The sequence below is a fragment of the Rhizobium sp. CB3090 genome, from assembly GCF_029714285.1.
GTDB lineage: Bacteria > Pseudomonadota > Alphaproteobacteria > Rhizobiales > Rhizobiaceae > Rhizobium.
Window position 1 is genome coordinate 780,495 of record NZ_CP121662.1, and the last position, 25,629, is coordinate 806,123.

Annotated in this window: 26 protein-coding genes; 14 read left to right on the forward strand and 12 right to left on the reverse strand. The window is 60.3% G+C overall.

What is annotated here, in order from left to right:
• Positions 1–48 precede the first annotated feature (48 nt).
• Positions 49–663, reverse strand: a complete 615-nt coding sequence (locus tag QA646_RS03830; protein WP_283057708.1) for a CvpA family protein — start codon at positions 661–663, stop codon at positions 49–51.
• Between the two features lie 94 nt (positions 664–757).
• Positions 758–2,161 carry a DNA repair protein RadA gene (radA, locus tag QA646_RS03835; protein WP_283057710.1) on the reverse strand — a complete coding sequence of 468 codons (1,404 nt, stop codon included), beginning with the start codon at positions 2,159–2,161 and terminating at the stop codon, positions 758–760.
• Positions 2,162–2,417: 256 nt separating this feature from the next.
• Here radA and QA646_RS03840 point away from each other — a divergent pair, with 256 nt between their 5' ends.
• Positions 2,418–3,053: a LysE family translocator gene (locus QA646_RS03840; RefSeq protein ID WP_283057711.1), complete on the forward strand. Its 636-nt coding sequence runs from the start codon at positions 2,418–2,420 to the stop codon at positions 3,051–3,053.
• Between the two features lie 5 nt (positions 3,054–3,058).
• On the opposite strand, the gene alr is transcribed toward QA646_RS03840, so the two are convergent.
• Positions 3,059–4,231 (reverse strand): alanine racemase, encoded by a 1,173-nt coding sequence (gene alr / locus QA646_RS03845; RefSeq protein WP_283057712.1) that lies wholly within the window; start codon positions 4,229–4,231, stop codon positions 3,059–3,061.
• 183 nt (positions 4,232–4,414) lie between these two features.
• On the opposite strand from alr, the gene QA646_RS03850 reads away from it, so the two are divergent.
• From QA646_RS03850 to QA646_RS03860, 3 genes are all read left to right on the forward strand, one after another.
• Positions 4,415–5,236, forward strand: coding sequence for an AraC family transcriptional regulator (locus QA646_RS03850; RefSeq protein WP_283058960.1), 822 nt, complete (start codon positions 4,415–4,417; stop codon positions 5,234–5,236).
• A gap of 254 nt (positions 5,237–5,490) precedes the next feature.
• Entirely contained in the window at positions 5,491–6,195 is a 705-nt protein-coding gene (locus tag QA646_RS03855) for an AzlC family ABC transporter permease (RefSeq protein ID WP_283057713.1), read from the forward strand.
• Positions 6,192–6,494, forward strand: coding sequence for an AzlD domain-containing protein (locus QA646_RS03860; protein ID WP_283057714.1), 303 nt, complete (start codon positions 6,192–6,194; stop codon positions 6,492–6,494). The genes QA646_RS03855 and QA646_RS03860 overlap by 4 nt, the downstream gene beginning before the upstream one ends.
• A gap of 100 nt (positions 6,495–6,594) precedes the next feature.
• Here the strand turns inward: QA646_RS03860 and QA646_RS03865 are convergent, their stop codons facing one another.
• Positions 6,595–8,091 (reverse strand): replicative DNA helicase, encoded by a 1,497-nt coding sequence (locus tag QA646_RS03865; protein WP_283057715.1) that lies wholly within the window; start codon positions 8,089–8,091, stop codon positions 6,595–6,597.
• Between the two features lie 345 nt (positions 8,092–8,436).
• Here QA646_RS03865 and QA646_RS03870 point away from each other — a divergent pair, with 345 nt between their 5' ends.
• From QA646_RS03870 to QA646_RS03880, 3 genes are read left to right on the forward strand one after another with little or no spacing between them, the layout of a single operon-like run.
• Positions 8,437–8,880 (forward strand): MarR family transcriptional regulator, encoded by a 444-nt coding sequence (locus tag QA646_RS03870; protein WP_283057716.1) that lies wholly within the window; start codon positions 8,437–8,439, stop codon positions 8,878–8,880.
• 8 nt (positions 8,881–8,888) lie between these two features.
• On the forward strand, positions 8,889–10,535 hold the full coding sequence (locus tag QA646_RS03875; RefSeq protein WP_283057717.1) for an MFS transporter: 1,647 nt from the start codon (positions 8,889–8,891) through the stop codon (positions 10,533–10,535).
• Positions 10,536–10,552: 17 nt separating this feature from the next.
• A complete protein-coding gene (locus QA646_RS03880) occupies positions 10,553–11,617 on the forward strand; it encodes an HlyD family secretion protein (protein WP_283057718.1) in 1,065 nt (354 codons plus the stop codon).
• Positions 11,618–11,718: 101 nt separating this feature from the next.
• Here QA646_RS03880 and rplI read toward each other — a convergent pair whose 3' ends face one another.
• The 8 genes from rplI to QA646_RS03920 form a co-directional block, all read right to left on the reverse strand.
• Positions 11,719–12,297: a 50S ribosomal protein L9 gene (rplI, locus tag QA646_RS03885; RefSeq protein ID WP_283057719.1), complete on the reverse strand. Its 579-nt coding sequence runs from the start codon at positions 12,295–12,297 to the stop codon at positions 11,719–11,721.
• A gap of 20 nt (positions 12,298–12,317) precedes the next feature.
• Positions 12,318–13,292, reverse strand: coding sequence for a DUF2232 domain-containing protein (locus tag QA646_RS03890; RefSeq protein ID WP_283057720.1), 975 nt, complete (start codon positions 13,290–13,292; stop codon positions 12,318–12,320).
• A 164-nt stretch (positions 13,293–13,456) separates the two neighbouring features.
• On the reverse strand, positions 13,457–13,705 hold the full coding sequence (rpsR, locus tag QA646_RS03895; RefSeq protein ID WP_004122103.1) for a 30S ribosomal protein S18: 249 nt from the start codon (positions 13,703–13,705) through the stop codon (positions 13,457–13,459).
• Positions 13,706–13,717: 12 nt separating this feature from the next.
• Entirely contained in the window at positions 13,718–14,164 is a 447-nt protein-coding gene (rpsF, locus tag QA646_RS03900) for a 30S ribosomal protein S6 (protein ID WP_149636725.1), read from the reverse strand.
• Between the two features lie 347 nt (positions 14,165–14,511).
• The gene (locus QA646_RS03905) at positions 14,512–15,642 is read right to left on the reverse strand and encodes a hypothetical protein (protein ID WP_283057721.1); all 1,131 of its coding nucleotides are present in this window, start codon (positions 15,640–15,642) and stop codon (positions 14,512–14,514) included.
• A gap of 137 nt (positions 15,643–15,779) precedes the next feature.
• Entirely contained in the window at positions 15,780–16,841 is a 1,062-nt protein-coding gene (locus tag QA646_RS03910; protein WP_283057722.1) for an adenylate/guanylate cyclase domain-containing protein, read from the reverse strand.
• Between the two features lie 164 nt (positions 16,842–17,005).
• On the reverse strand, positions 17,006–17,452 hold the full coding sequence (locus QA646_RS03915) for an SRPBCC domain-containing protein (RefSeq protein WP_283057723.1): 447 nt from the start codon (positions 17,450–17,452) through the stop codon (positions 17,006–17,008).
• A gap of 217 nt (positions 17,453–17,669) precedes the next feature.
• Positions 17,670–18,713, reverse strand: a complete 1,044-nt coding sequence (locus tag QA646_RS03920; protein ID WP_283057725.1) for an aldo/keto reductase — start codon at positions 18,711–18,713, stop codon at positions 17,670–17,672.
• 196 nt (positions 18,714–18,909) lie between these two features.
• Here QA646_RS03920 and fabD point away from each other — a divergent pair, with 196 nt between their 5' ends.
• From fabD to gmk, 7 genes are all read left to right on the forward strand, one after another.
• Positions 18,910–19,854: an ACP S-malonyltransferase gene (gene fabD / locus QA646_RS03925; protein ID WP_283057726.1), complete on the forward strand. Its 945-nt coding sequence runs from the start codon at positions 18,910–18,912 to the stop codon at positions 19,852–19,854.
• Positions 19,855–19,883: 29 nt separating this feature from the next.
• On the forward strand, positions 19,884–20,621 hold the full coding sequence (fabG, locus tag QA646_RS03930; RefSeq protein WP_283057727.1) for a 3-oxoacyl-[acyl-carrier-protein] reductase: 738 nt from the start codon (positions 19,884–19,886) through the stop codon (positions 20,619–20,621).
• A 294-nt stretch (positions 20,622–20,915) separates the two neighbouring features.
• Positions 20,916–21,152: an acyl carrier protein gene (locus QA646_RS03935; RefSeq protein ID WP_003547058.1), complete on the forward strand. Its 237-nt coding sequence runs from the start codon at positions 20,916–20,918 to the stop codon at positions 21,150–21,152.
• A gap of 114 nt (positions 21,153–21,266) precedes the next feature.
• Positions 21,267–22,529, forward strand: coding sequence for a beta-ketoacyl-ACP synthase II (gene fabF, locus QA646_RS03940; protein WP_283057728.1), 1,263 nt, complete (start codon positions 21,267–21,269; stop codon positions 22,527–22,529).
• A gap of 202 nt (positions 22,530–22,731) precedes the next feature.
• Positions 22,732–23,973, forward strand: coding sequence for an endolytic transglycosylase MltG (mltG, locus tag QA646_RS03945; RefSeq protein ID WP_283057730.1), 1,242 nt, complete (start codon positions 22,732–22,734; stop codon positions 23,971–23,973).
• Positions 23,974–24,075: 102 nt separating this feature from the next.
• Positions 24,076–24,963 carry a YicC/YloC family endoribonuclease gene (locus tag QA646_RS03950; protein WP_283057731.1) on the forward strand — a complete coding sequence of 296 codons (888 nt, stop codon included), beginning with the start codon at positions 24,076–24,078 and terminating at the stop codon, positions 24,961–24,963.
• A 3-nt stretch (positions 24,964–24,966) separates the two neighbouring features.
• Positions 24,967–25,629 carry a guanylate kinase gene (gene gmk, locus QA646_RS03955; protein ID WP_283057732.1) on the forward strand — a complete coding sequence of 221 codons (663 nt, stop codon included), beginning with the start codon at positions 24,967–24,969 and terminating at the stop codon, positions 25,627–25,629.

Sequence of the window (25,629 nt, forward strand, 5' to 3'; positions counted from 1 at the left end):
GATCACATGGCGATTATCGCCCCGCGGGTCAAGCCTGTAAACGCACTGTTAATTGTTCGTCTGCGGCGCGGGCGCGTCATCGGACGGCGCGGCGTCGTTCGTTGTGCCGTCCTGCGGCTGCGATTGTTGCTGCTGCTGGTTCGGTGCGATCTTGTTGATGATCTCGGCCGGAAGCATCGCCTGAATGTTTTCCGGAAGCGCGGATTTGAGCTTCTCGACCATCGAATCGAGGAAAGGCTTCGACTTGGCGTTGTTGACCCAATCGGGGCGTGCGGGCGGCGCAACGAGCCAATTCCAGAAGGCCACGACGACGACCATCAGCAGCAGGCCACGGGCGGCCCCGAAGAGAAAGCCGAGTGTACGATCGAGCGCGCCGATGCGGCTATCGATGATGAAATCCGCGATCCTGATGGTGATGAAGGAGATGATGATCAGCGCGATCAGAAAGATGACTGCGGCCGACGCGATGGTCGCGATACGGACATCAGCCGTATAGTGCATCGCATACGGCACGAGCAGCGGATAAAAATAATAGGCTGCGACAGCCGAGCCGCCCCAACTGACGATCGAGAGAATTTCGCGGGAAAAGCCGCGGACCATGGCCAAAACGGCGGAAAACAAAATAACGCCGATAACAATACCGTCGAAAATCGTAATGGGCATGTATAATCCACTCCAAGACTTGCCATGCCAAGCATGGCTGCCATCGGCTTCAAATATGTACCTCTTTCCCCGTCAGGAACGGTTCAAGTAAGGCTCAGTCTTCGTCTTCCGCGCGCTTGAGCGCGCCCTTCGATCCGGCTATGCGCGCCACAAGATCCGGCAGGCCATCGATCTCGCTCCAGCGTCCGCCATTGCCTTTCGGCAAGTCGGAGGAGGCGGTGGGGAGAAGCGCTGCAGAAAATCCCAGCTTCTCGGCTTCCTTGAGGCGCTGAGCGGTGTGCGCAACCGGCCGGACGGCGCCCGACAGGCTGACTTCGCCGAAATAGACGCAATCTGCGGGAAGGGCAAGACCAGCCAGGGATGAAACCAGTGCAGAGGCGACCGCGAGGTCTGCTGCCGGCTCAGAAATGCGATAGCCACCGGCAATATTGAGATAAACGTCGTGCTGACCGAGGCGAACGCCGCAATGCGCTTCCAGAACTGCGAGAATCATCGACAGCCTCGCCGAATCCCAGCCGACGACGGCGCGCCGCGGCGTGCCGAGCGACGTCGGCGCAACCAGCGCCTGCACTTCCACCAGCACCGGCCGAGTGCCTTCCATGCCGGCAAAGACGGCCGCACCCGGCGACTTGGAATTGCGCTCGCCGAGGAAAAGTTCGGATGGATTGGCTACCTCACGCAGGCCGCCGTCGGACATTTCGAAGACGCCGATCTCATCGGTCGGGCCGAAGCGATTCTTCACCGTGCGCAGGATGCGATAGTGATGGCCGCGATCGCCTTCGAAGTAGAGAACGGCGTCGACCATATGTTCGACGACGCGCGGGCCGGCGATCTGGCCGTCCTTGGTAACGTGGCCGACCAGCACCATTGCCGCACCCGTCTGCTTTGCAAACCGGATCATCGCCTGCACGCCGGTCCGCACCTGCGTCACCGTCCCAGGCGCCGATTCGGCAAGCTCGCTCCACAGCGTCTGGATGGAATCGATGATGACGAGGTCCGGCCGCTTGCCTTCGGCGAGCGTCGCCAGGATATCCTCGACATTGGTCTCGGCGGCGAGCATCACGTCCGTATTGGCGGCGTTCAGCCGCTGGGCGCGAAGCCGAACCTGCGCCACCGCCTCTTCGCCGGAGACGTAGACGATCTTGTGCCCGCGCCGGGAAAGGGCTGCGGCTGCCTGCATCAATAGCGTCGACTTGCCGATGCCGGGATCACCGCCGACCAGCACTGCCGAGCCCCGCACGAAGCCGCCGCCAGTCGCCCGATCGAGTTCGGAGATGCCGGTGTGGATGCGCGGTGCTTCCTCGATCTCGCCCGACAGCGACGTCAGCGTCACCGGACGTCCCTTCTTCGGCACCTTGGCGGGGCCGCCCCCGATGCCGCCCATCGGGTCTTCCTCGACGATGGTGTTCCATGCGCCGCAGCCATCGCATTTGCCTGCCCAGCGGTTATGAACCGTGCCGCAGTTCTGGCAGACGAATTGTGTACGGGCTTTTGCCATCAGATGCTGTTCTCAATTTATAGGGCGGTTTAGCGTTTCCCGGAATCGCTTTCCCCGCTCTATCTCTTTATTTTCATGCATTCCGGACGGAAAATCGCTTCGGACTTTTCCTGGGATTGCTCTAATGCCTCGCTGTTCGAAGCGAATCGCGGCAGGCTGTCAGATAATGTCTTTCCCAACAGATCAAAACTAATGATTTCCGTATCAGCCGCGATTGTGTCAGCCTTTATGCCGGGTTTTCGATCGATGGTGACGGATGTTCGACTATACGCTTGCGCATTGGATCGCGTTTCTTTCGGCCGCCGTCCTGCTCAATCTGTCGCCGGGGCCGGACATCGCCTTCATTCTCGGCCACACGATCAGAAGCGGCAGACGCTCCGGTTTTGCCGCATTGTTCGGCATATGGAGCGGCGCTTGCCTGCATGTGCTGATGACCGCAGCCGGGCTATCGGCGATATTGGCCGCCTCGGCCATCGCGTTTTCGACGGTCAAATGGGCCGGCGCCGCCTATCTCATCTGGCTCGGAATACAGGCACTGCGCTCGAAGGGCGAAGGCGCCTGGATCAAGGAGGCCGGAAAGACATTGCCCTGGAGCCGCATCTACCGGCAAGGCATCCTGGTTTCGCTGCTCAACCCGAAAGTGGCCGTCTTCTTCCTTGCGTTCCTGCCGCAATTCGTCGTTGAAGGCTCAGGCCCGGTCTGGGCGCAGCTTTTGCTCCACGGCAGCCTCATCATTGTGGTTGCCGCCTTTATCGAGCCGCCGCTCATTCTTCTCGGAGGTCGCCTTGCCGAGGTATTGCGACGCAATCGAAACGCGGGCCTGTGGCTGGACCGGGGGCTCGGGACATTGTTCGTAGCGCTGGGTGTCCGCTTGGCGGTCAGCGTGCGTTGAGCCCGTTACTCGTCGGTCTCTTCAAAAATATACCGGCGCTCATGTCTGAGGCCCAGGCCGGTCAGCATCTCGTAGCCGATCGTCCCGGCGGCGCGGGCAGCGTCGTCGACAAGAATATTCTTGCCGAAGAGCTCGATATAGTCGCCGGCGCGGACCAGTTTTTCGGGAACGTCGGTCACGTCGAAGATCGTCAGATCCATGGTGATGCGACCGGCCACGGGCACTTTATGACCGGCGATGAAGCCCTGGCCGCCGGCAATTCCGGTCTGACGCAGCGGCACGCCTCCGCTCGACTGGCTGCGCATGTAACCGTCGGCATAGCCGGCGGAGACGATGGCAAGCCGGCTGTCGCGAGTGAGCTGTAGCGCCCCGCCGTAACTGACTGTCTCGCCGGCCTTGACCATGCGGGTCTGGATGATGCGGGCCTCGGCCGTTGCGACCGGCCGCATCGGATTCACCCTTCCGTTCACCGCTTGACCGCCATAGATGGCAATGCCCGGGCGCGTAAGGTCGAAATGATATTCAGAGCCAAGGAAGATGCCGGCGGAGTTGGCGAAGCTCGCCTCGATGCCTTCGAAGGCAGCGCTAACGTTGCGGAACACCTCGAGCTGCTGCCTGTTCATTGCATTGGCCGGCTCATCGCCGCAGGCAAGATGGCTCATCACCAGGACAGGCGCAAAACTCGCCGGGCGCGAGACATCGTTGGCGAGCGCAATGGCATCCTCTGCCTGCAGTCCCAGCCGGTTGAAACCGGTATCGACCTGCAGCGCGCAAGGGTAGTCGCCATAATCCGCCAGCACCGACATCCAGAAGGTCAATTGCTCTTCGGAAGCGATGACGGGCACGAGATCGTTTTCGAAGAACAGTCGCTCCGTCCCCGGCCAGATGCCGCAGAGCACGAAGATGCGGGCATCCGGTGCATAGAGCCGAAGCGTCACACCCTCTTCGGCCGTGGCAACGAAGAAATCGCGGGCGCCGGCGACATAAAGCGCCTCGCCCACATCTTCGATCCCCAGGCCGTAAGCGTCGGCTTTCACTGCAGCTCCGGTGCGCGCCCTGCCGGAGCGACGGGCCATGTCGAGCCAGTTTTCGACCAGGGCGCCCAAATCGACCGTCAGCCGAAGGCCGGCGGAAGCGAAGGCGTCATCGTCTTCGAAGGGGAGGGAAAAATCTGTCATGAATCGCCGCGATGAAAGGGAAGTTGTTCAGAGCACTGTAGAGAGCATTGTGGCAAAGAGAAAGCGCGGACAGGCAGATACCAGCCTTTCCCACATCCGATCACTTTTGTTCAAGACGCGCGGGAGCCGGCGCGCTAGTGTGCCGGCATGCAGAACGTTTCGCAGAAAGAGGCGGCTGACGCCATGCCGCTTGCCAAGGTGGAATCCACCCGCTTCTGGCGAGACGGCCGCTTTCGCGATATGGAATGCCTGAGCGCGAACTTCGTGACGCATGAATATGCGCCGCATGCGCATGACACGTTCAGCATCGGGGCGATCGAAAGCGGCAGCCAGATCGCGACACTGCGCGGCAGGCGGGAAGAAACCGGACCGGGCGATCTCTATCTGATCAATCCTGGCGTGGTGCATGACGGCGTTCCGGGCGGCGAAGGTTATCGCTATCGTATGATCTACCCGGACACGAAGCTCTTCGCCGACATTCTGGAAGATGTCACGGGCAAGGCTTTTAACGCGACGCCATCCTTCGCCAGTTCGCTGTCGCGCGATCCGCAGCTTGCCAGCGCCTTCCACAACGCGCACCGCACACTCGAGAGCGCCGCCGGCGCGCTGGAATCCGATGAGGGAATGTTCTCGGTGCTGGCGGCGCTCTTTGCGCGCTATGGCAGCACGATCGTCCTTCCCGTCGATACCAAGGAGCGTAGCGCCGTCGCACGCGCCCGCGATTACCTCGTTGAGAATTTCGACAGTGATGTCGGATTGGAGGAGTTGGCCAAGGTCGCTGGGCTTAGCCGCGCCCACCTGATCCGGGCTTTCCGCAGGGAGTATCACATTACACCCCATGCCTTTCTGACTGACCGGCGCGTGATCGTTGCCCGCCGCTTGCTCAGGGAAGGCCGCATGCCGGCCGACGTGGCCATGGAATGCGGTTTCGCCGATCAGGCGCATTTCACTCGCCACTTCAAATCGCGCACCGGCGTCACCCCGGGGCAGTTCCGCGTCGGCTAATGCATGTCGCGCAAAAGTGTGAGGCGGTTTTGCGAAAACGACATGCAAAAACAAGGAACTAAAGCGTGGGAGCGAATCTGAGAGATCGCGACGAGCTTTAGCGCATTTTCGCTCTGCGATTAGCGAAACGCTTTGCGGATTCTGGATGGAAAATCGCTGGGCGCTTTTTCTGGAAATGCTCCAATCACTTTCGTTCAATACAGCGCCGGCTGCCGTCGGCTACCTCTCCATCATTGTTGAAGTGGAGGTTGCCAATGTTGCAGCAAAGTCGGCCGGCCGGCGAATTCAAAGCCGGAATGCGTGCCATTTTTCCGCTGATCGTCGCCGTCCTGCCGATCGGCCTCGTTTTCGGCGCGGTTTCGGCGACCAAGGGGCTTTCGCCGCTGGAGACCACGCTGATGAGCGCGCTCGTCTTTGCTGGTGGCTCGCAATTTGTGGCGATGGATATCTGGACACATCCCGCAAGCTGGATTGGCGCCGGCTTCGCGGCCCTGCTCGTCAATGTCAGGCACTTGCTGATGAGCGCTTCGATCGGCACGAAGATGCAATCTTTCCCCGGCATCAAACGCTACATCGCCATGCTCTTTCTCGCCGATGAGATTTGGGCCATGGCGGAATTTCGCGCGGGCGCGACGTGGCTTACACCCGCTTGGTATGCAGGCGTCGTCACGCCCTTTTACTTGACCTGGGTCGGCTCGTCGCTTGCGGGTGCTTTGCTTGGCGCCTTTCTCGGCGATCCCGCCGTCATCGGTCTCGACTTCGCCTTTCCGGCCGTCTTCATCGTGCTGGTCATGGGCTTCTGGAAAGGACCGGAAACCGGCGCGGTCCTTGCCGCAAGCGGAATTGCAGCCGTTGCGGTCCATCAGTTCGTGCCCGGTGTCTGGCATATTGCAGCCGGCGCATTGGCGGGGTTGGTAATGGCTTTCTGGAAGGGCCGAGCGTGGGAGCAGGCGGCATGACGCTCGATCTCAACACTCTGCTCGCCATCCTCGCCATGGCTGCCGCAACGATCTTCACCCGCGTCGGCGGTCTTGTCTTGATTCGCTATGTGGAGATTGACGAGCGCCGGCGAACCGCAATCGAAGCCATTCCACCGGCCGTTCTGATGGCCGTGATTGCCCCGACAGCCTTTGCTACCGGCTGGGCTGAGACGCTGGCCTGTGCGGCCACCGCAATCGCCTCCCGCCGCTTGCCGATGCTGGCAAGCGTTGTTGTCGGCGTTGCGACGGTGGCTTTGCTGCGGGCTGCGGGCCTCTGAAGCGTTTCCGAGTAGAGCGTGTAGCGATTCTCCGCCCGGAATGCAGAAAACAACAATACGGAAGCGCTCCAGGGGACATTGATACGCGGTAAGCTTCGCGTCAATGTTCCTCATATTGCAGGAAGGACGAGTCGGCGAGATCGGCAAAACGCGTGAACTCCGACTGGAAGGCGAGCTTCACGGTGCCGGTCGGTCCGTGACGCTGCTTGGCGATGATGACGTCGGCCGTGCCTTTCACCTTGTCGAACAGGGCTTCCCATTCCGCATATTTCGGATCGGCCGGATCGCGCGGTTCGGAGTTCTTGACGTAATATTCCTCGCGGAACACGAAAAGCACCACGTCGGCGTCCTGCTCGATCGAACCGGATTCGCGCAGGTCCGAGAGCTGCGGACGCTTGTCGTCACGGCTTTCGACGGCACGCGAGAGCTGGGAGAGCGCGATGATCGGAACATTCAGCTCCTTGCCGAGCGCCTTCAGGCCGGTGGTGATTTGGGTGATTTCCTGGACGCGGTTTTCGTTCGATTTGCCGGAGCCGGTCATGAGCTGAACGTAATCCACCACCAGAACGTCGAGTCCGCGCTGGCGCTTCAGGCGTCGCGCACGCGCGGAAAGCTGAGCAATGGAGATACCACCGGTCTGGTCGATATAGAGCGGCACCTTCTGCATCATCATCGAGCAGGCGACGAGCTTTTCGAAATCTGCATCGTTGATGTCGCCGCGGCGGATCTTCGATGAGGAGACTTCCGTCTGCTCGGAAATGATACGGGTGGCGAGCTGTTCGGACGACATTTCCAGCGAATAAAAGCCGACGACGCCGCCGTTCTTTGCCTTCGTGGAGCCATCCGGCTGTACCTCGCCTTCATAGGCGGCGGCGATATTATAGGCGATATTGGTGGCAAGCGACGTCTTGCCCATGCCGGGACGACCGGCGAGGATGATCAAGTCCGAACGCTGCAGGCCGCCCATTTTGCTGTCGAGCGAGTGAATGCCGGTGGAAATGCCGGATAGACCGCCGTCGCGTTCCTTGGCGACAGCCGCCATGTCGATCGCCAGCGCCACGGCATCGTTGAAGGCCTGGAAGCCGCCGTCGTAGCGGCCGTTTTCCGCAAGTTCGAACAGCCGGCGCTCGGTATCTTCGATCTGCGTCTGCGGCGGCATGTCGAGCGGCGCATCATAGGCGATGTTGACCATATCCTCGCCGATAGTGATCAGCGCGCGGCGCAGCGCCAGATCGTAGATGGCGCGGCCGTAGTCCTCGGCATTGATGATCGAAACGGCTTCGGTTGCGAGACGGGCGAGATATTGCGCCACCGTCATGTCGCCGACCTTCTCTTCGGCCGGCAGAAAAGTCTTGATCGTCACCGGATTGGCCGTCTTGCCCATGCGGATGATGTCGCCTGCCACTTCGAAGATTTTCCGGTGCAGCGGCTCGTAGAGATGGATGGGCTTTAGAAAGTCGGAGACACGGTAATAGGCGTCATTGTTGACGAGGATGGCGCCAAGCAGAGCCTGTTCGGCCTCGATATTGTTGGGCGCTTCGCGGTAGTGCGGTTCGGCGGGAGCAATGGCGGCGATCTTTCGCGCAGCTTCGTTCATTTTCCGTCTCTTCGTATTCTTGAGTGCCGGTTGGTTTGCGACGATCCCGTGTCACGGTCAATTGCAGAAGGGTCGTGGCGTGCCGCAAGGCGCTGGTTCGACCGAGCTATTCACGTTGTTCCACTCGTCCACAGGGACAAACGCTCCGAAGGAAAAAAAGCCTTTGTCGCCAGTTTGCAACGCTATGTCTGACACGCGAATCACATACAAAAACCTCTATTGATGATTCTAGCCCGATCTGTCCCGGCTGACATCCGGCAAGGCGGCAATCGCGCTTGAAAAGATGTGAGAACCCCGCTATTTCGTTGAAATAGGGTAGGATACTAATAGTATAAAGCAGCAATAATGTCAGGTGCGCCATCACGCCGAGAACTGTTCGACGAGCTTTCCGCTTTCAATCGCAAGCTGAGGGCGGCGTTCGACGGCCTGGTGCGCGAGCACGGCATGACATTGGCCAGAGCCCGGGTTTTCCATAAGCTTTCCAAGCGCGACGGTATCAATCAGCGCGAGCTCGCCGACGAGCTGGAGCTTGAGACGCCAACCCTGGTGCGTATCCTCGACGCCATGGAGGCGCAGAATTTCATCGAGCGCCGCGCGGTGCAATCAGACCGGCGCGCCAAGCAGATTTTCATGACCGAATCCGGAAAAGTGGTGGCGGCCGAAGTTGAGGCCCTTGCCACCGGCGTGCGTGCGGATATCCTGCAGGGGATTTCGGACGAGGATGTCGGCATGGCCCTCAAGGTCATCCGCGCCATGACCGCCAATCTGCAGAATGTGGGCAAGTCATGAGGTAGCGTATGAGCGGCGAGCCGGCCCCGACGACTGCGGAAACCAATGCCGCCTCGCCTGCTGCCCCGCCGCCCGTGCCGCGCTGGAAGGTACCGCTTTATATCGGCGCTTCCGTCATGTTTTTCCTGACACAGGGCCTCGGTCTCAATCTCGCCTTCGCCAATCTCACGCAGATCCAAGGGACCATCGCCGCCACCACCACCGAAGCAGCGTGGTTGTCGGCGGCCTATATGGCGCCGAATGTCAGTCTCGCCATTGCTCTGGTGAAAATCCGCATGCAATACGGCGTGCGTAATTTTGCCGAGGTCAGCATCCTCGGCTTCGTCGTCGCCTCGCTGCTCAATCTCTTCGTCTCCGACCTGCATTCGGCCATCGTCGTCCGCTTTTTGAGCGGCATTGCCGGGGCACCGCTGTCGACGCTTGGTTTTCTCTACATGCTGGAAGCCTTCGAACCGGCCAAGAAGCTGACGATCGGCGTCAGCCTGGCGATGATGAACACGCTTCTGGCTGCGCCCATCACCCGTCTCGTCTCACCGTCGCTTCTCGATTACGGCGAATGGCGCGGGCTCTATACTTTGGAAATGGCGCTGGCGCTGCTGGTGATGCCGATCATCTACCTGCTGCCGCTGACACCGCCGCCGCGGGTAAAGGTGATCGTCTTCGGGGACATCATCAGCTATCTGCTGGTCGCCATAGGTTTCGGCTGTCTTGCGATCGTCCTTTCCGTCGGACGACTTTATTGGTGGCTGGAAGTGCCGTGGCTCGGCGTGTTGCTGGCCATCAGCATCGCCGCTTTGACGCTTGCAGCCGTCATCGAACTGCGCCGGCCGACGCCGCTCATCGATGTCCGCTGGCTGCTGAGCCCCGAGATATTGCACCTGACCGGCATTCTCCTGGTCTTCCGCATGATCGCCGCCGAGCAGACCTCGGTTATAATGACCTTTTATCAGAATGCCGTCGGCCTGCTCTACGATCAGCTCGCGATGCTCTACTGGATCATCCTTGCTTTCTCTATCATCGGCGGTCTCGTCTGCACGGTGCTCATGAGCTACGGCCTGAGCTGGCAGATCCAGTTCATAGCGCTTGTCATGTTGGGGGCGGGCTCCTTCATGGATGCCCAGGTGACGACGCTGACCCGGCCAGAACAGATGTATCTCAGCCAGGCGCTGGTGGCCGCCGGCGCCGCCCTTTTTCTGCCGCCATCCATGTCTGCGGGCTTCAAGGCAGCCTTTTCGAGAGGCGCACCATATTTGGTGACCTTCTTCGTGGTCTTCACCTTCACGCAAAGCATCGGCGGCCTGATCGGCTCTGCCTTCTACGGCACGCTGATCACCATCCGCGAAAAATTCCATTCCGCCATGCTGACCGAACATGTGTTGCTGACTCACCCCGATGTCGCCCAGCGTGTCAGCCAGCTTTCTGCGTCTTACGGCAAGGTCATCGGCGACAGCGCTCTCCTGAAGGGCGAGGGATTGGCGCTACTTGGCGGGCAGGTCAGTCGCGAGGCCAATACGCTCGCTTACGGCGATGCCTTCTTGGTAGCCGGTGTTATCGCGGTCGTGTCGCTTGCCGGGCTTTCGCTGCATGTATTCTACCGTTTCATCAAAGCGCGGCTTTTCGACGATCGGCCGCAGACCATGGTTTCCAACCCGTGAGGATATGAAATAGCTCCATGTCGAGGCTTGTTCGCTCCCCCATCGAAGTTATCGCCGTCCTCGCCGGTGTCGGCGGCGTCATGCTGGTGCTCTATGCCTGGCACCTGCCGCCTTTCCAAAGTTCCGTCGAGACAACCGACGACGCCTATGTCAAAGGCTATGTCACGACGATCAGCCCGCAGGTCAGCGGCTATATCACGGACGTCCCGCTCAAGGACTACAAGCTGGTCAAACAGGACGACGTGTTGGCCAGGATCGACGATCGCATCTATCGGCAGAAGGTGGCGCAGGCGCGCGCGACGCTCGACGGCCAGAAGGCGGCGCTTGCCAATTCGCAACAGCAGGAACAGGCTGCCCGCGCCGGCATTGCCTCCAGCCAGGCGCAGATCGATAGTGCCAATGCTGCGTTGAAGCGCGCCCAGCTTGCCTGGGATCGCGTGGCAACGCTGGTGGCCAAGGGCGTGTCGACGGCCAGCGATTCGGAGCAGGCGCAGGCGACGCTGGAACAGGCAAAGGCTGCGGTGAACCAGGCGAAAGCGGCCCTGGACGTGTCGCAACAGAATCTGACGACGATCATCGTCAACCGCGCCTCGCTGGAGGCTGGCGTCAGTGGCGCGGAAGCGGCCGTACAACTCGCAGAGATCGATCTGGAAAATGCGACGATCGTCGCGCCACGCGACGGCCGCATCGGCGAAGTGGGTGTACGCCTCGGCCAATATGTGACGCCGGGCACGCAGCTCATGGGCCTGGTTCCGAAAGACGTCTGGGTCATTGCCAATTTCAAGGAAACCCAGCTCGACGGCATGAAGGTCGGCCAACCTGTAACGATCTCGGTCGATGCACTGGGTCATCGCGAACTCAAGGGCCATATCCAGCGCTTCTCGCCGGCAGCGGGGTCGGAGTTCGCCGTTATCAGACCCGACAATGCCACGGGCAATTTCACCAAAGTGGCACAGCGCGTCGGCGTACGCGTCAAGATCGACGAAAATCAGCCACAGGCGGAAGATCTGGCGCCGGGCATGTCCGTGGTCGTCTCCGTCGACAAGAATTCAGCGCCGGTGCAGGATACGGCACAGAATTGAAACGCAGACGGCAAGCGTCGGTAAGCCATTGCAATCAAAGAAAAAGCCTGGGTCGCGAGACCCAGGCTTTTTCATGTTCGCAGCCGATGCGAAGACTTCGATCAAGCTTCGTCTTCGGCGTTGCCATCAGCTTCCGGATCGAAGAAGTCTTCCGGACGCAGGGCATCTTCGTCAACGCCATAGATGGCATCAGCGGAGGTGAGCGTTTCGCCCTTGGCCTGACGCTCTGCTTCTTCAGCGGAACGGGCAACGTTGAGCTCGACAGTGATTTCGACTTCCGCGTGGAGCGCGATCACAACCTTGTGCAGGCCGATAGCCTTGATCGGCGTGTTCAGGTGAACCTGGTTGCGGCCGATGTTGAAGCCTTCTGCAGCAAGGATTTCAACGACATCGCGAGCGGCGACAGAACCGTAGAGCTGGCCGGTTTCGCCAGCCGAGCGAACGACGATGAAGGACTTGCCGCCGAGAACGTCGGCAACCTTCTGAGCTTCGCTGCGGCGCTCGAGGTTACGGGCTTCGAGCGTTGCGCGCTCAGCTTCGAAGCGGGCCTTGTTGGCGGCATTGGCGCGCAGGGCCTTGCCGAGCGGCAGCAGGTAGTTACGGGCAAAGCCGTCGCGAACCTTGACCACTTCGCCCATCTGGCCGAGCTTGGAGATGCGTTCGAGGAGAATGACTTCCATTTTGTTGTTCCTTTCTGATGTCAGATTTTCGTGTCTTGTTTGGGTGTGTCGGCATTCTTGTTCGGGGTGAGCGATATCGCCTTGCGGGTATCGTAAAGACCGAGAACGAGAACGATGAAGAGCGGCAGCGTCACAAAGAAGCATACCAGGTAGCAGAGGATCAGAACCGGCAGGCGCCAGTCCTTGCCCCGCGTCCGGTAGTGCAGCGAAGCAAAGCCGGAAACGATGAAGCCAGCGCCGAAGGCGCCGAGTACGGCGGCGGCGACGAGGCCGAGGACGCCACCGAAGAAGATCGCAACAATCGCCGCGAGAAAGACGAAGATTGCATTGCGGTTCATGCGCAACGCCGAGGGAATGTCCTCGCGCGGACGCTGGCTGCGGCCAGAGGCGACAACAATACGCGTTGCAAAATAATAGGCTGCAAATACAGCAGAGACCCAGCACATGCCCCATGCGAAAGGGACTGCGTAAAGCAGGATAGTCTTCAACTTTTCGATCGATGCAGCATCTAACGCCTGTTGCTGCTGATCATTCAGAAGTTCCAGATTGAAAGCGATCGTCTTGCCAATAAGATCTGGACCGTAGCCCATGAGAACGCCAGCGGCGACGATTGCGATGGAGGCAACTGCACAGAGATGCAGCATGATGTCCGAGAGCGGATACCACGCCATTAGATGATCCGGGCCACCAAGCTCAGATGCTGGGCGCGCCAGACTTGCAAGATGGCTGAGCCAAGCTGGGACGGCGGCGAGAACGATTGCGGTCAGTGCAAATGGCAGCGGACCGATAACGATGCCGAAAATACCGGCAGCAACAACTGCGGTTGCGACAGCGATATTTCCCCAGCCGAGACCCACGATCAAAATAGGAAGAGCTGAAGCACTGATGAACACGATAGCGAGAAATGGCTGACGTAGCGCGCCATACACGAGTAGGGCGGCGGTCAGACCGGCGAGCGCGCCGATACCAAGCTCTTTTGCGTTCAACTTTTTCACGTCGCTGTCCTGCTTCGTATCGAGCAGTTAGAGGATGCCTTCGCCACACGGGCCTGAAAGCTTATCCCCAACATGGGGTTTCAAGGTTCCGATCCGCGCCCATCGCGAAAGGGAGAAGGGAAGGCATCGCTGCCTTCCCCTTATTCATTCTGCGTCGGTCGCTATTAGGCGACGACGTAGGGCAGCAGGCCGAGGAAACGGGCGCGCTTGATCGCCTGAGCGAGTTCGCGCTGCTTCTTCTGGGAAACGGCCGTGATGCGGGACGGTACGATCTTGCCGCGCTCGGAAATGTAGCGCTGCAGGAGACGGACGTCCTTGTAATCGATACGCGGCGCATTGGCGCCCGAGAACGGGCAGGTCTTGCGGCGGCGATGGAACGGACGGCGGACCGGTGCGGAGGAAACTTCAGACATTCTCAAATCTCCTTATACGCGGTCTTCGCGCGGACGGCGCGGACGGTCTTCGCGGTCACCACGATCCGGGCGCGGACCACGATCGCCGAAGCTGCGCTCCGGACGGTCGCCATCGCGGCGCGGACGGTCGTCGCGGTCGCGCTTCTGCATCATGGCAGACGGGCCTTCTTCGTGTTTCTCGACAGCGATCGTCATGTAACGCAGGACGTCTTCGCTGATGCGCATCTGGCGTTCCATTTCCTGGATCGCAGCGGCCGGTGCATCGATGTCCATCAGGGCGTAGTGAGCCTTGCGGTTCTTCTTGATGCGATAGGTGAGGGACTTGAGGCCCCAGTTTTCGATACGCCCGACTTTACCGCCGTGAGCTTCGATAACACCCTTGTACTGTTCTACGAGGGCGTCGACCTGCTGCGCGGAAATATCCTGTCGGGCAAGGAATACATGTTCGTAAAGAGCCATGGATAGCTTTGCCTTTCTTGCGTTGGTCTGAACCCGATATTCGGCGGCTAAGCCTCAACGACTGCTCCTGAGAGGGTGACCCCAAGCAAGAAAAGCGTTTCCGAGACGGTCGAGAGCGGAGACACGGGAGGCTGGAACGCTTCCGTTCCGAACGATTTTCAATGAAGAAAACCGGCCCTCCGTTCAGCCACCAGCCAGAAGACCGGGTTGCGAACAGGGCGGCTTATACGGATTTTTGCGCGAAAGGCAAGGGCCACATCTAAATCGGCTGCGGTCGATCGAAGACGTGCTTGCCGCAAAATGACCGAAGAGAACAAGTCGGCATGAGACTCAACTGCAAATGCGGCTTACTTATTTGACACTGCGGGGCTGCAACAAACTTCCCGGACATAAGTGTTGCCCAACGTGATGACAGCGTCTTTTGGGATTGCATGGCTTGCCAGCAATGACCGGAGCAGGGAACGTTCAAAGTCGTTGCCTCCTGTAGCCTTGACCGTGATCGCAAACCAGCCGTTTGTCGTTAAATGGGCAGCTAAAGGAATTTTGGAATTCAAGACGACCGAACGTGCGGCCTCTAAATTGTCGACGCTTTTGATCTGAATATAGCGCTTACCGAACTGATTTTCCTCGAATTCCCGAACCCATACCCAGGTATGGTGCATGTATCCAGTCTGGCCGGCGATTGACACCCGGTACCAGTCGCCGTCGCTGCCTTCGATGTTCAGCGCGCTTCCGTTCGCAAATTTGGCAACCGTTTTCGAGTCTGCCTTATCACTTTCCTTCAATGGCGCTGTGCCCATAGGATGCTGAACAATGCCATTTTGCGCGATCGGAATTTGAAGTGAGGCAGATATGTTGCTTGGAGCCTGTGATTCCGACTGCGGCTCCTCTTCATCCGGCGTCGTTACTCTATATCGCTTCATCTCGCTTGCCGACAGATAGCGAATGTCATCGGAGTCATACTGCAGGGAAAGTTTCAGTAGCCCGGGATCGGCGCCCATATCTGTCATGTAGGAAATGACGTCGGCAGTAATCGCTTGCACCGCCGCGACCGCCTCTTCCACACGCATCCCCTTCGTGTCGCTAAATGAGGCCTTATGGACACCGATAGAGCCGGCCTCCGCAACGCGGATGACGCCTCCAAGGAAGGCCAGTGAGCAGGCTGATGCACATTCTTTTGTGCGTACGGTGACTGTGTTCAAACCCAGCGATCGGATTAGCCTGCCGAGCTCGATCGCTTTTTCAACGTTTCCGCCAGGGCTGTCGAAGTTGACGGCGTCCGCATGGTAAGAAACGACCGCCCTGCGAAATTTGCTCAAATCGTCATCGGCATCGAATGAGCCGTTTACGATTACAAAACGTACTCCTTCGTCTGTCGTCAGTTCGGTATAAGTGAGATGGGCAGCGGCATCATTCACGAAAAGAGTCGCGCTCAAAACAAATAGCCATGCAGCACAGCTTATTTGATGTATTTTCATCGCACGTCCTCTTGTCCGCTGAGGACTATGAATTTCACAGCTTTTGTTTTTTTACAAGGTAAGCGTTTATTTTTGAATCTTGCTAATGTTAAAATTGCAGCGCGTAAGTAGGGCGGTCCGCACCCAGCCCATAAAGCTCAATCCTCCGGCAAGGTGAAGACCGCGCAGGGATCGGCGATGCCGCGCAGTGGGTGCTTGCCCAGAGGGATCAAAGTGGTTGTCGTCTGCGCCGCCACCGCGCCCGATATGAGCACGCTGCGGCCGAGCGGCTTGCATAGCCCTTCGAGACGGCTGACCAGATTGACCGCGGGGCCTATGGCGGTAAAGTCAAGCCGGTCGGCCGCGCCGATATTGCCCCACAGCATCTCGCCGAAATGCAATGCCGCACCAAAAGGCAGCGGGGGTAGCCCCTGTGCCTGCCGCACCTCATCAAGATGGGCCATGCCGGCGCGCGCGGCGGCGACCGCGCGCAGCGCCGCCTCGCATGCCTCGCCTGACGCGCCGGTGGCCGGGAAAATCGCCAGCACCCCGTCGCCGATAAACTTCAGCACTTCGCCGCCGAAGGCGTGCACCGCCCCGGCAACGCGGTCGAACCAGGCATCAAGGGCGGTGATCATCGCGGCCGGCTCCGTCGCCTCGGACAGGGCAGTGAAATCACGCAAATCGGCGCAGAGCAGGGCAGCGCGGATGGTTTCCCCGGTGCCGCGGTGCAGCGCCCCGGCTTGTACGCGGGCGGCACTGCGCCGGCCGAGATAGGCCTCGAGCAGCGCTGCCAGCGCCGCTTGCGCGGAAAGGGCGGCCAAGGGCGCTGCGGCGAAGCGCGCGGTTTGGCGCAGACGGTCAGCCTCGGCAGGATCGAATGGCCGGAGTCCGGCCCAGCCCAGAACCGGACTGTCCCCAGGCGAACCGACCGCATCTTCATGGACGGGGCCAAGCCCAGCCAGCCAGTCGTGTCCGGCTTGGCTTGGCGGACCGCCGGCAAAACCCAGCGCCTCGATCACCGTCCCGGTGGTTTCCGCCCGCCATAACCAGATGCGCCGGGCGATGATCGGATGCGGCACCGCAAGCGACAGGGCTCCGCCGGCAAGCGGAATGCCGTCGGCCAGCAACCGGCGGCCGAGCTCAGCCAGAAACCGTTCGGGGCCGGGCGAGGCTCCAGCCTCGTCAACAAGCCAGACAAGAGGGGCGGGCAGATCCATGTGTCGATCATGCCACGGCAGCCGCAGGGTGTCATCCGCCGTCGCGAAGTGCTCTTGCGTGTGAATGCAAGACCACGTCACTGCCGCTGTCGCAGCGCCTGCAGGTCGTGTCCGCCGGGAACCGCAACCGGCTCAGGACCGACGAATTCGGTACCGGAAAGCGGTCACTTTCTGCCAGCCATCGGGTCCGGACCCGGATCGCGCCCGGCGGCGGCTTCGGTCAGCCGGCCGAGATAGTGAGCCCAGCCTTCGGCATGTCCGGCGCATTGCTCGGCATTGGGCAGGCCGGTGTGGGTTAGGCGCAGCAGCGTTCCGTCCGGTTGCTCTATGAGGTCGATCTCGACGAGGCTCGATCCCGGCGGAACCACCTCGCTGCCATCCCAGCCGAAGCTATAGGCCAGGCGGTGCACCGGTACTACCTCGCGGAACGAACCGCGGGCGAAGCGAGCGCCAGTGACGTTGACGAGATAGAGCCCTTCGGGCTGAGGTTCGATCTGTGCCTCCGTACCCATCCAGCGCAAAATCTTCTCCGGATCGGTCAGCAGGGCGAACACGGCTGCGGGCGGTGCCGGGATGCGCCTTTCCTGGCGGACGACGAGGGGCTCTTGCATCGGTCTCTCCTTTGGTTGCATGGCCTGCCTCACCGGAGGCGGAGATTGAGCAGGCGCATCCTATCGCGGAATGTCCTCATAAAACAGCATGTGGAAGCAGGCTCGCCCTCAACAAGGATCGGCAAGGGACGGATTGACCATCGGCGCAGGAGCGGGCGGAAATATATCCCGCCGGTCGTCGCGCCTTGCCATAGAGGCAAGGCGCCTTCCCGGGACGTTACATCGGCATCGGATACAGCCGGTGTACCTTTTCGATCTCGGCAATCGCCTCTTCCGGCAGCGTGACGTAGGCCGAAGCGATGTCGGTTTCGAGCTGTGCCATCGATGTCGCGCCGATGATGACGGAGGTCATGAAGGGCTTGGTCAGGCAGTAGGCGAGCGCCAGCTTGGCAGGGTCGACATGATACTTCGCAGCGATCTCCAGATAGGCTTTGACCGGCGGTTCCTGCAGCGGCTGCAGACGGCCCCCGATGTCGGTATTGATCGAGCCGCGCGAGCCAGCCGGGCGTGCGCCGCCGACATATTTGCCGGTGAGGATGCCGCCGGCGAGCGACGAATAGGCAAGCAGCCCGACATCTTCGTGGTGCGACAGCTCGGCGAGATCGAGGTCGAAATGACGATAGAGCAGATTGTATTCGTTCTGTGTCGAGACGACGCGCGGCAGGCCCTTTTGTTCGGCAATCGTAAGATATTTCTGAATGCCCCAGGTGGTCTCGTTGGAGAGGCCGATGGCGCGGATCTTGCCGGCCTTCGCCAGCTCGCCCATCGTCTCCAGGATTTCTGCGATGTTGGCGACCGCTTTCTCGCGATCCTGGGTGAAGGGGTTGTAGTGCCAGTTCTGACGGAAATGGAAATGGCCGCGGTTTGGCCAATGCACCTGATAGAGATCGATATAATCGGTTTTCAGCCGCTTCAGGCTGCCGTCGATCGCCGCGCGGATATTGGCGGCATCGGCGCCCTGGCCGCCGCGCAGATAGTCGCGGCCGGGGCCGGAGACCTTGGTTGCAAGCACGACATCCCCGCGCTTGCCGGTCTTTTCGAACCAGGTGCCGATATATTCCTCGGTGCGGCCCTGAGTCTCCGGGCCGACCGGCGTCGTCGGATACATTTCAGCCGTGTCGAAGAAATTGACTCCCTTGTGAAGCGCATAATCCATCTGTTCGTGCGCTTCGGCTTCGCTGTTCTGTGTGCCCCAGGTCATCGTGCCCAGGCAAATCTGCGAAACGGAAATATCGGTGCGGCCTAAATTCTTATACTTCATGGGAAAACCTTGATGCTCGCGGGAAAGGTCATGGGAGAAGGATCGTGCAAATCTAGGTCGGAAATGAGCAAGCGCAAGAAGAAAATCGAGACGTCTCGCACACGCAAAAGGCAGGGACTGCAGGGGCTGCGCTATTGACTCCACCGCAAACAATGTCATTGGGAAGCGAAACGACCCCCGAAGGAAGCTTGATATAATGACTGTTGCTTTCACATTTCCCGGCCAGGGTAGCCAGACCGTCGGCATGGGCAAAGATCTCGCCGACAATTTCGCCGAAGCGCGTGCCGTCTTCGAGGAAGTCGACGAAGCGCTCGGTGAAAAGCTTTCCGACATCATCTTCAACGGCCCGGACGACAGGCTGACGCTGACGGCGAATGCGCAACCGGCGCTGATGGCCGTGTCGATCGCCGTCATGCGCGTTCTCCAAGCGCGCGGCCTCGATCTGAAGAGCAAGGTTGCCTATGTCGCCGGTCATTCGCTCGGTGAATATTCGGCGCTTTGTGCCGCCGGCACCTTCTCGCTCGCCGATACGGCGCGGCTGCTGCGCATTCGCGGCAATGCCATGCAGGCGGCGGTTCCGGTGGGCGTCGGTGCCATGGCGGCGATCATCGGTCTGGACCATGCCGACGTCGTTGCGGTTTGCACTGAGGCTTCGGCGATCGGCGCATGTCAGATCGCCAACGACAATGGCGGCGGTCAGATCGTTATTTCCGGTGAGAAGGCCCCGGTCGAAAAGGCTGCCGAGCTTGCGACCGCCAAGGGTGCCAAGCGCGCAATTCTGCTGCCTGTATCCGCCCCCTTCCATTCGTCGCTGATGGCGCCCGCCGCCGAGGCGATGCGCGCGGCTCTGGCAGAGGTCGTAAAATCCGATCCTGTCGTGCCTGTCGTCGCCAACGTTCGCGCGGCACCGGTGAAGGACGCCGGTGAGATCGCGGATCTGCTGGTTGCGCAGGTTACGGGCCAGGTCCGTTGGCGCGAGACGGTGGAATGGTTTGCCGCCAACAATGTGACAACATTGCATGAAATCGGCGCTGGCAAGGTTCTGACAGGCCTTGCCCGACGCATCGACAAATCGGTGAACGGCATCGCCGTCAATACGACGACCGATATCGACACCGCTCTCGCCGGCCTGCTTGGCTGATACATAAATTAAGGAACGAGGGACACGACATGCTCGATTTGACCGGCCGCAAGGCCCTGGTAACCGGCTCTTCCGGTGGTATCGGCGAAGAGATCGCAAGGCTGCTGCATAAGCAGGGCGCCATCGTCGGCCTGCACGGCACGCGCGTCGAGAAGCTCGAGGCTCTGGCCTCCGAACTTGGCGACCGCGTCAAGATCTTTCCGGCCAACCTTTCCGATCGCGATGAGGTCAAGGCGCTCGGTACCAAGGCCGAAGAAGAGCTCGGCGGCGTCGACATCCTGGTCAACAATGCCGGCATCACCAAGGATGGTCTCTTCGTGCGCATGAGCGACGAGGACTGGGATGCGGTTCTGGAAGTCAATTTGACGGCTGTTTTCCGCCTGACGCGGGAGCTGACCCATCCGATGATGCGCCGCCGCTATGGCCGCATCATCAACATCACCTCGGTCGTCGGCGTCACGGGCAATCCCGGCCAGGCGAACTACTGCGCCTCCAAGGCCGGCATGATCGGCTTCACCAAGTCGTTGGCGCAGGAGATCGCGACCCGCAACGTCACGGTCAACTGCGTCGCTCCCGGCTTCATCGAGAGCGCCATGACCGGCAAGCTGAACGACAAGCAGAAAGAGGCGATCATGGGCGCTATTCCCATGAAGCGCATGGGCAACGGTGCCGAAGTCGCATCCGCCGTCGCCTATCTCGCGTCCTCAGAAGCAAGCTATGTCACCGGCCAGACGATCCACGTCAATGGCGGCATGGCAATGATCTGAAAAAGGAAAAGTCTATTGGGGGGAACTTTCCCCTCCAATAGCATGTTGAGCAACCTGGAAGCGGCGATTTTCTGGCTTTGCGACAGACTTAAACCGTGTTAAGCGGGCCATGACTGTGATCAGTCGTCCCGAAAATGCAGACGGACCGGGCCGCGTGTATGGCGGGCGGACCGGATCTGAAAGCCGGGTTGAACGGGTTTGCCAGCGGCGCCATGCAGGCGTTGCAGGCTTGAACAGGGTAGGGATGTCACACGGCATTCTGATCAGGACATAAATAAGGTCGAGGAAACCGACATGAGCGATATCGCAGAACGCGTAAAGAAAATTGTTATTGATCATCTTGGCGTCGACGCCGACAAGGTTGTTGAAAGCGCAAGCTTCATCGACGATCTGGGCGCGGACTCGCTCGACACCGTCGAACTGGTCATGGCCTTCGAAGAAGAATTCGGCGTTGAAATTCCCGACGACGCTGCTGACTCGATCCTGACGGTCGGCGATGCGGTAAAGTTCATTGAAAAGGCTCAGGCCTAATCCTTTGCGCTTTGTGACGGGCGGGCTCTCTGAGTCCGCCCTATTTCGTCCGGCCAGGTCGGGCGGACCATATTCATACGCATGGCATTATAAAAAGACGGGGGTCTGCGGGCGATGAGACGTGTCGTTATCACGGGTACCGGCATGGTATCACCTTTGGGCTGTGGCACTGAGGTGTCCTGGTCGCGTTTGATAGCCGGACACAACGGCGCGCGTCTTGTGACGGAATTCGAGGTCGAGGATCTCGCCGCGAAAATCGCGTGCCGCGTTCCGGTCGGTGATGGCAGCGACGGCACGTTCAATGCCGACGACTGGATGGAGCCGAAGGAACAGCGCAAAGTCGACCCTTTCATCATCTACGGCATGGCAGCAGCCGATATGGCGCTGAACGATGCCGGCTGGCATCCGGCCTCCGATGAAGACCAGATCGCAACCGGCGTCATGATCGGCTCCGGCATCGGCGGCCTCGAGGGTATTGTCGAGGCAGGCTATACGCTGCGCGACAAGGGCCCGCGCCGCATCTCGCCTTTCTTCATTCCCGGACGTCTCATCAATCTCGTTTCCGGCCAGGTCTCGATCCGCCACAAGCTGCGCGGCCCTAATCATGCCGTCGTTACCGCCTGCTCCACCGGCGCACATGCGATCGGCGATGCTGCCCGTTTGATCATGCTCGGCGACGCTGATGTCATGGTCGCCGGCGGCGCCGAGGCTCCGGTCTGCCGTATTGCGCTCGCCGGCTTTGCAGCCTGCAAGGCGCTGTCGACGCAGCACAACGAGGATCCGCAGAAGGCATCGCGCCCTTATGATCGCGACCGCGACGGCTTCGTCATGGGCGAAGGCGCCGGCATCGTCGTATTGGAGGAGCTGGAGCACGCCAAGGCGCGCGGCGCCAAGATCTATGCCGAAGTGGTCGGCTATGGCCTTTCCGGCGACGCTTACCACATCACCGCGCCCTCCGAAGATGGCGAAGGCGCTTTCCGCTGCATGACGTCGGCCCTGAAGCGGGCCGGCCTGACACCGGCCGATGTGGACTACATCAACGCACATGGCACCTCGACCATGGCCGACACGATCGAGCTCAGTGCTGTCGAGCGGCTGGTCGGCAATGCCGCCTCCAAGATTTCGATGTCGTCGACCAAGTCCGCGACCGGCCATCTCCTGGGAGCCGCCGGAGCGATCGAGGCGATCTTCGCAACGCTCGCCATTCGCGACAACATCGCGCCGCCGACGCTGAACCTCGATAATCCGGAGCGGGAGACGGCCATCGATCTCGTTCCGCACAAGGCCCGCAAGCGGGACATCAATGTCGCACTGTCGAACTCCTTCGGATTCGGCGGTACGAACGCATCACTTGTCCTGCGTCGCTATGAGGCATAATAACAGCGCGTAGTTCCGGAAAGCGGGAGTGCTTTCCGGAAAGACTATGCGCCATCCTTGAATGTTGCTGTGCGCATTGCGTATCCCATGGATGCGCCACAGCAATGTCCGATCGGTCGAAAGCGGATCATTACAAGGCTCCGCTTTATCTTCTGAACCTGTTTTTTGCCGCATTGCTTGGTCAAAGAGCAGGCAATGACAAATGAAGGGACTGCCGGTGAGCGATACGAACCAGAACAACGGAACTCCGAACGGGCAGAAGGGGCCGATCATCCCGAAATCGGCCAATGAAGCCCTGCGTCCGGAGCGTGTTCCGGATCCGCCGAAGCGCTCCCGCAAAGCCCGCAGCCAGATGGTGATCTTCCTGAACTTTCTGATGACGCTGGTCGTCTTCGTGATCGTTCTTGCGATCGTCGGAACCTATTACGCCATCTCCGCCTATCAGAGCCCCGGGCCGCTGGCGACCAACACCAATTTCATCGTGCGTAATGGCTGGGGTCTTGCCGAGATTTCGAGCCGGCTCGAAGCCAGCAACATAATCTCCGATGCCCGCATCTTCCGCTATCTGACGGCAACCTATCTGCACAATGGCGAGACGTTGCGATCCGGCGAATATGAGATCAAAGCGGGCGCCTCCATGAAGGACATCATGGAGCTGCTGAAATCAGGCAAATCGATCCTCTATTCGGTCACCTTGCCGGAAGGTCTGACCGTGCGGCAGATTTTCAACAAGCTGCAGGCCGACCCGGTGCTGGAAGGCGATCTGCCGTCGGCCTTGCCGCCGGAGGGCAGCCTGGAGCCCAATACCTATAAATTCACGCGCGGCGCCAAGCGTACCGAAATCATCGATCAGATGAAGGCCGCGCAGGAAAAGCTGGTCGACGAGATATGGGACAAGCGCGATCGGTCGCTGCCGCTGACGAACAAGCAGGAGCTGGTCACTCTGGCGTCGATCGTTGAAAAGGAGACCGGGCTTGCTGATGAGCGCGCTCATGTCGCGTCCGTCTTCCTCAACCGCCTCGGCAAGGGCATGCGCCTGCAATCGGATCCGACGGTCATCTATGGGCTCTTCGGTGGCGACGGCAAGCCGGCCGATCGCCCGATCTTCCAGTCGGACCTCAAAAAAGAAACGGCCTACAATACCTACATCATCAAGGGCCTGCCGCCGACGCCGATCGCCAATCCGGGCAAGGATGCGCTCGATGCCGTTGCCAACCCCTGGAAGACACAGGATCTCTATTTCGTTGCTGATGGCTCGGGCGGTCACGTCTTCGCCGCGACGTTGGAAGATCACAATGCCAACGTCAAGCGCTGGCGCAAACTCGTTGCGGAAAAGGGCGAGGATCCCAGCGCAATTGCCGTCGACGGTCAGCCGGAAGATAGCGGCGCCACAGCCGCCGGTACGACGCCTTCCGGCACACAGCAGAAAAAGAAGACGAACTGATCTCTGCTGCGCTGTGCTTTCGATCGGGTGCACGGTGTAGTCTCATTTTGCATTGGTCCCTGATCGCCCGGCGATTGTGGACGAGAATTATCGGAGGCTTGCATGGCATTGCAGTCCATGACCGGTTTCGCCCGGCGTGAGGGAACGAGTGGGCGCTCTCGCTGGGCATGGGAATTGCGATCGGTCAACGGCAAGGGCCTCGATTTCCGCCTGCGCCTGCCGCCCGGGCTGGAGCGTCTGGAAACCGATATACGCAAGCTCATCACGGACCGGTTTTCGCGTGGCAATCTGCAGGTCGGTCTTTCCCTGTCTGTCGATGAAAGTCGTGTCGAGGCGGTCGTCAATCAGGATGCGCTGGCGACTGTGCTGGCGCTGCGCGGCCAGCTCTCCGGCGTTGTCGATCCTGCGCCGCTGCGGCTGGACACGCTGCTTGCCATCCGTGGCATAGTCGAGTTCAAGGAAGCCGAGGAGAGCGAAGACGCGCTTGCCGCGCGTGACGCCGACATCATGGCGGGTCTGGAAGCCGCGCTCGGCGATCTCAGCGATATGCGTCGCAGGGAAGGGCAGGCGCTCGGTCAAATCCTTCTCGGCCATGTCGGTGTCATCGAGACGCTGACGGCGACGGTTGAGAGCGATCCGTCCCGCTCGCCGCAGGAAATCGCCGCGAGGCTGACGGCGCAGGTTGCCGTGCTTCTGGACGGCACTTCCGGTCTGGACCGTGACCGGCTGCATGCCGAAGCCGCCCTCATCGCCACCAGAGCCGATCTGCGCGAGGAGATCGACCGGCTGAAGGCGCATGTCGCGGCGGCTCGCGACCTTATCGCCAAAGGCGGACCGATCGGACGCAAGCTTGATTTCCTTGCACAGGAATTTAACCGGGAATCGAATACTATCTGTTCGAAGTCGAACGCCGCGGCAGTTACCGCCGCCGGTATCGAACTGAAAGTGGTCATCGACCAGTTCCGCGAACAGGTCCAGAATTTGGAGTAAGCCATGAAGCCGGCGACATCCACATCCATTCCGATTGCCCGCCGGGGGTTGATGCTCGCCATTTCCTCACCGTCAGGCGCGGGGAAATCGACGATCGCGCGCACCTTGCTGGAGACCGACAAGCAGATCGGTCTTTCCGTCAGCGTCACGACGCGGCAACGGCGGCCGAGCGAGATTGCCGGCGTGCACTATCATTTTGTCTCGTTGCGGGAATTCGAGCGACTTCGCGATTCCGACTCCCTGCTCGAATGGGCTGAGGTGCACGGCAATTTCTACGGCACGCCGCGCGAGCCGGTGGAGACGGCGATGGCCGAGGGGCGCGATATGCTCTTCGATATCGACTGGCAGGGCGCGCAGCAACTGCAAGAGAAGATGCCCGCTGATGTCGTATCGATCTTCGTGCTGCCGCCGACGATGACAGAGCTGCAATCGCGCCTGCACCGCCGCGCCGAGGATTCCGAAGAGGTGATCGCCACGCGGCTTGCCAATTCCAGAGCCGAGATCGCCCATTGGCGCGAATATGACTATGTCATCGTCAACGACGATCTGAACGCCGCCTTCGACGCGGTTCAGTCGATCGTCAAGGCCGAGCGCCTGCGCCGCGACCGCCGCCACGGCATGTTCGACTTCGTCCGTGGCCTGTTGGAAGAAACGCCGAAGCTCTGA

What these genes read in the sequence shown, in the direction of transcription:
- QA646_RS03830 (WP_283057708.1), bottom strand. Translation starts at nt 663, where the DNA reads ATGCCCATTACGATTTTCGACGGTATTGTTATCGGCGTTATTTTGTTT.
- radA (WP_283057710.1), bottom strand. Translation starts at nt 2,161, where the DNA reads ATGGCAAAAGCCCGTACACAATTCGTCTGCCAGAACTGCGGCACGGTT.
- QA646_RS03840 (WP_283057711.1), top strand. Translation starts at nt 2,418, where the DNA reads ATGTTCGACTATACGCTTGCGCATTGGATCGCGTTTCTTTCGGCCGCC.
- alr (WP_283057712.1), bottom strand. Translation starts at nt 4,231, where the DNA reads ATGACAGATTTTTCCCTCCCCTTCGAAGACGATGACGCCTTCGCTTCC.
- QA646_RS03850 (WP_283058960.1), top strand. Translation starts at nt 4,415, where the DNA reads ATGCCGCTTGCCAAGGTGGAATCCACCCGCTTCTGGCGAGACGGCCGC.
- QA646_RS03855 (WP_283057713.1), top strand. Translation starts at nt 5,491, where the DNA reads ATGTTGCAGCAAAGTCGGCCGGCCGGCGAATTCAAAGCCGGAATGCGT.
- QA646_RS03860 (WP_283057714.1), top strand. Translation starts at nt 6,192, where the DNA reads ATGACGCTCGATCTCAACACTCTGCTCGCCATCCTCGCCATGGCTGCC.
- QA646_RS03865 (WP_283057715.1), bottom strand. Translation starts at nt 8,091, where the DNA reads ATGAACGAAGCTGCGCGAAAGATCGCCGCCATTGCTCCCGCCGAACCG.
- QA646_RS03870 (WP_283057716.1), top strand. Translation starts at nt 8,437, where the DNA reads ATGTCAGGTGCGCCATCACGCCGAGAACTGTTCGACGAGCTTTCCGCT.
- QA646_RS03875 (WP_283057717.1), top strand. Translation starts at nt 8,889, where the DNA reads ATGAGCGGCGAGCCGGCCCCGACGACTGCGGAAACCAATGCCGCCTCG.
- QA646_RS03880 (WP_283057718.1), top strand. Translation starts at nt 10,553, where the DNA reads ATGTCGAGGCTTGTTCGCTCCCCCATCGAAGTTATCGCCGTCCTCGCC.
- rplI (WP_283057719.1), bottom strand. Translation starts at nt 12,297, where the DNA reads ATGGAAGTCATTCTCCTCGAACGCATCTCCAAGCTCGGCCAGATGGGC.
- rpsR (WP_004122103.1), bottom strand. Translation starts at nt 13,705, where the DNA reads ATGTCTGAAGTTTCCTCCGCACCGGTCCGCCGTCCGTTCCATCGCCGC.
- rpsF (WP_149636725.1), bottom strand. Translation starts at nt 14,164, where the DNA reads ATGGCTCTTTACGAACATGTATTCCTTGCCCGACAGGATATTTCCGCG.
- QA646_RS03905 (WP_283057721.1), bottom strand. Translation starts at nt 15,642, where the DNA reads ATGAAAATACATCAAATAAGCTGTGCTGCATGGCTATTTGTTTTGAGC.
- QA646_RS03910 (WP_283057722.1), bottom strand. Translation starts at nt 16,841, where the DNA reads ATGGATCTGCCCGCCCCTCTTGTCTGGCTTGTTGACGAGGCTGGAGCC.
- QA646_RS03915 (WP_283057723.1), bottom strand. Translation starts at nt 17,452, where the DNA reads ATGCAAGAGCCCCTCGTCGTCCGCCAGGAAAGGCGCATCCCGGCACCG.
- QA646_RS03920 (WP_283057725.1), bottom strand. Translation starts at nt 18,713, where the DNA reads ATGAAGTATAAGAATTTAGGCCGCACCGATATTTCCGTTTCGCAGATT.
- fabD (WP_283057726.1), top strand. Translation starts at nt 18,910, where the DNA reads ATGACTGTTGCTTTCACATTTCCCGGCCAGGGTAGCCAGACCGTCGGC.
- fabG (WP_283057727.1), top strand. Translation starts at nt 19,884, where the DNA reads ATGCTCGATTTGACCGGCCGCAAGGCCCTGGTAACCGGCTCTTCCGGT.
- QA646_RS03935 (WP_003547058.1), top strand. Translation starts at nt 20,916, where the DNA reads ATGAGCGATATCGCAGAACGCGTAAAGAAAATTGTTATTGATCATCTT.
- fabF (WP_283057728.1), top strand. Translation starts at nt 21,267, where the DNA reads ATGAGACGTGTCGTTATCACGGGTACCGGCATGGTATCACCTTTGGGC.
- mltG (WP_283057730.1), top strand. Translation starts at nt 22,732, where the DNA reads ATGAAGGGACTGCCGGTGAGCGATACGAACCAGAACAACGGAACTCCG.
- QA646_RS03950 (WP_283057731.1), top strand. Translation starts at nt 24,076, where the DNA reads ATGGCATTGCAGTCCATGACCGGTTTCGCCCGGCGTGAGGGAACGAGT.
- gmk (WP_283057732.1), top strand. Translation starts at nt 24,967, where the DNA reads ATGAAGCCGGCGACATCCACATCCATTCCGATTGCCCGCCGGGGGTTG.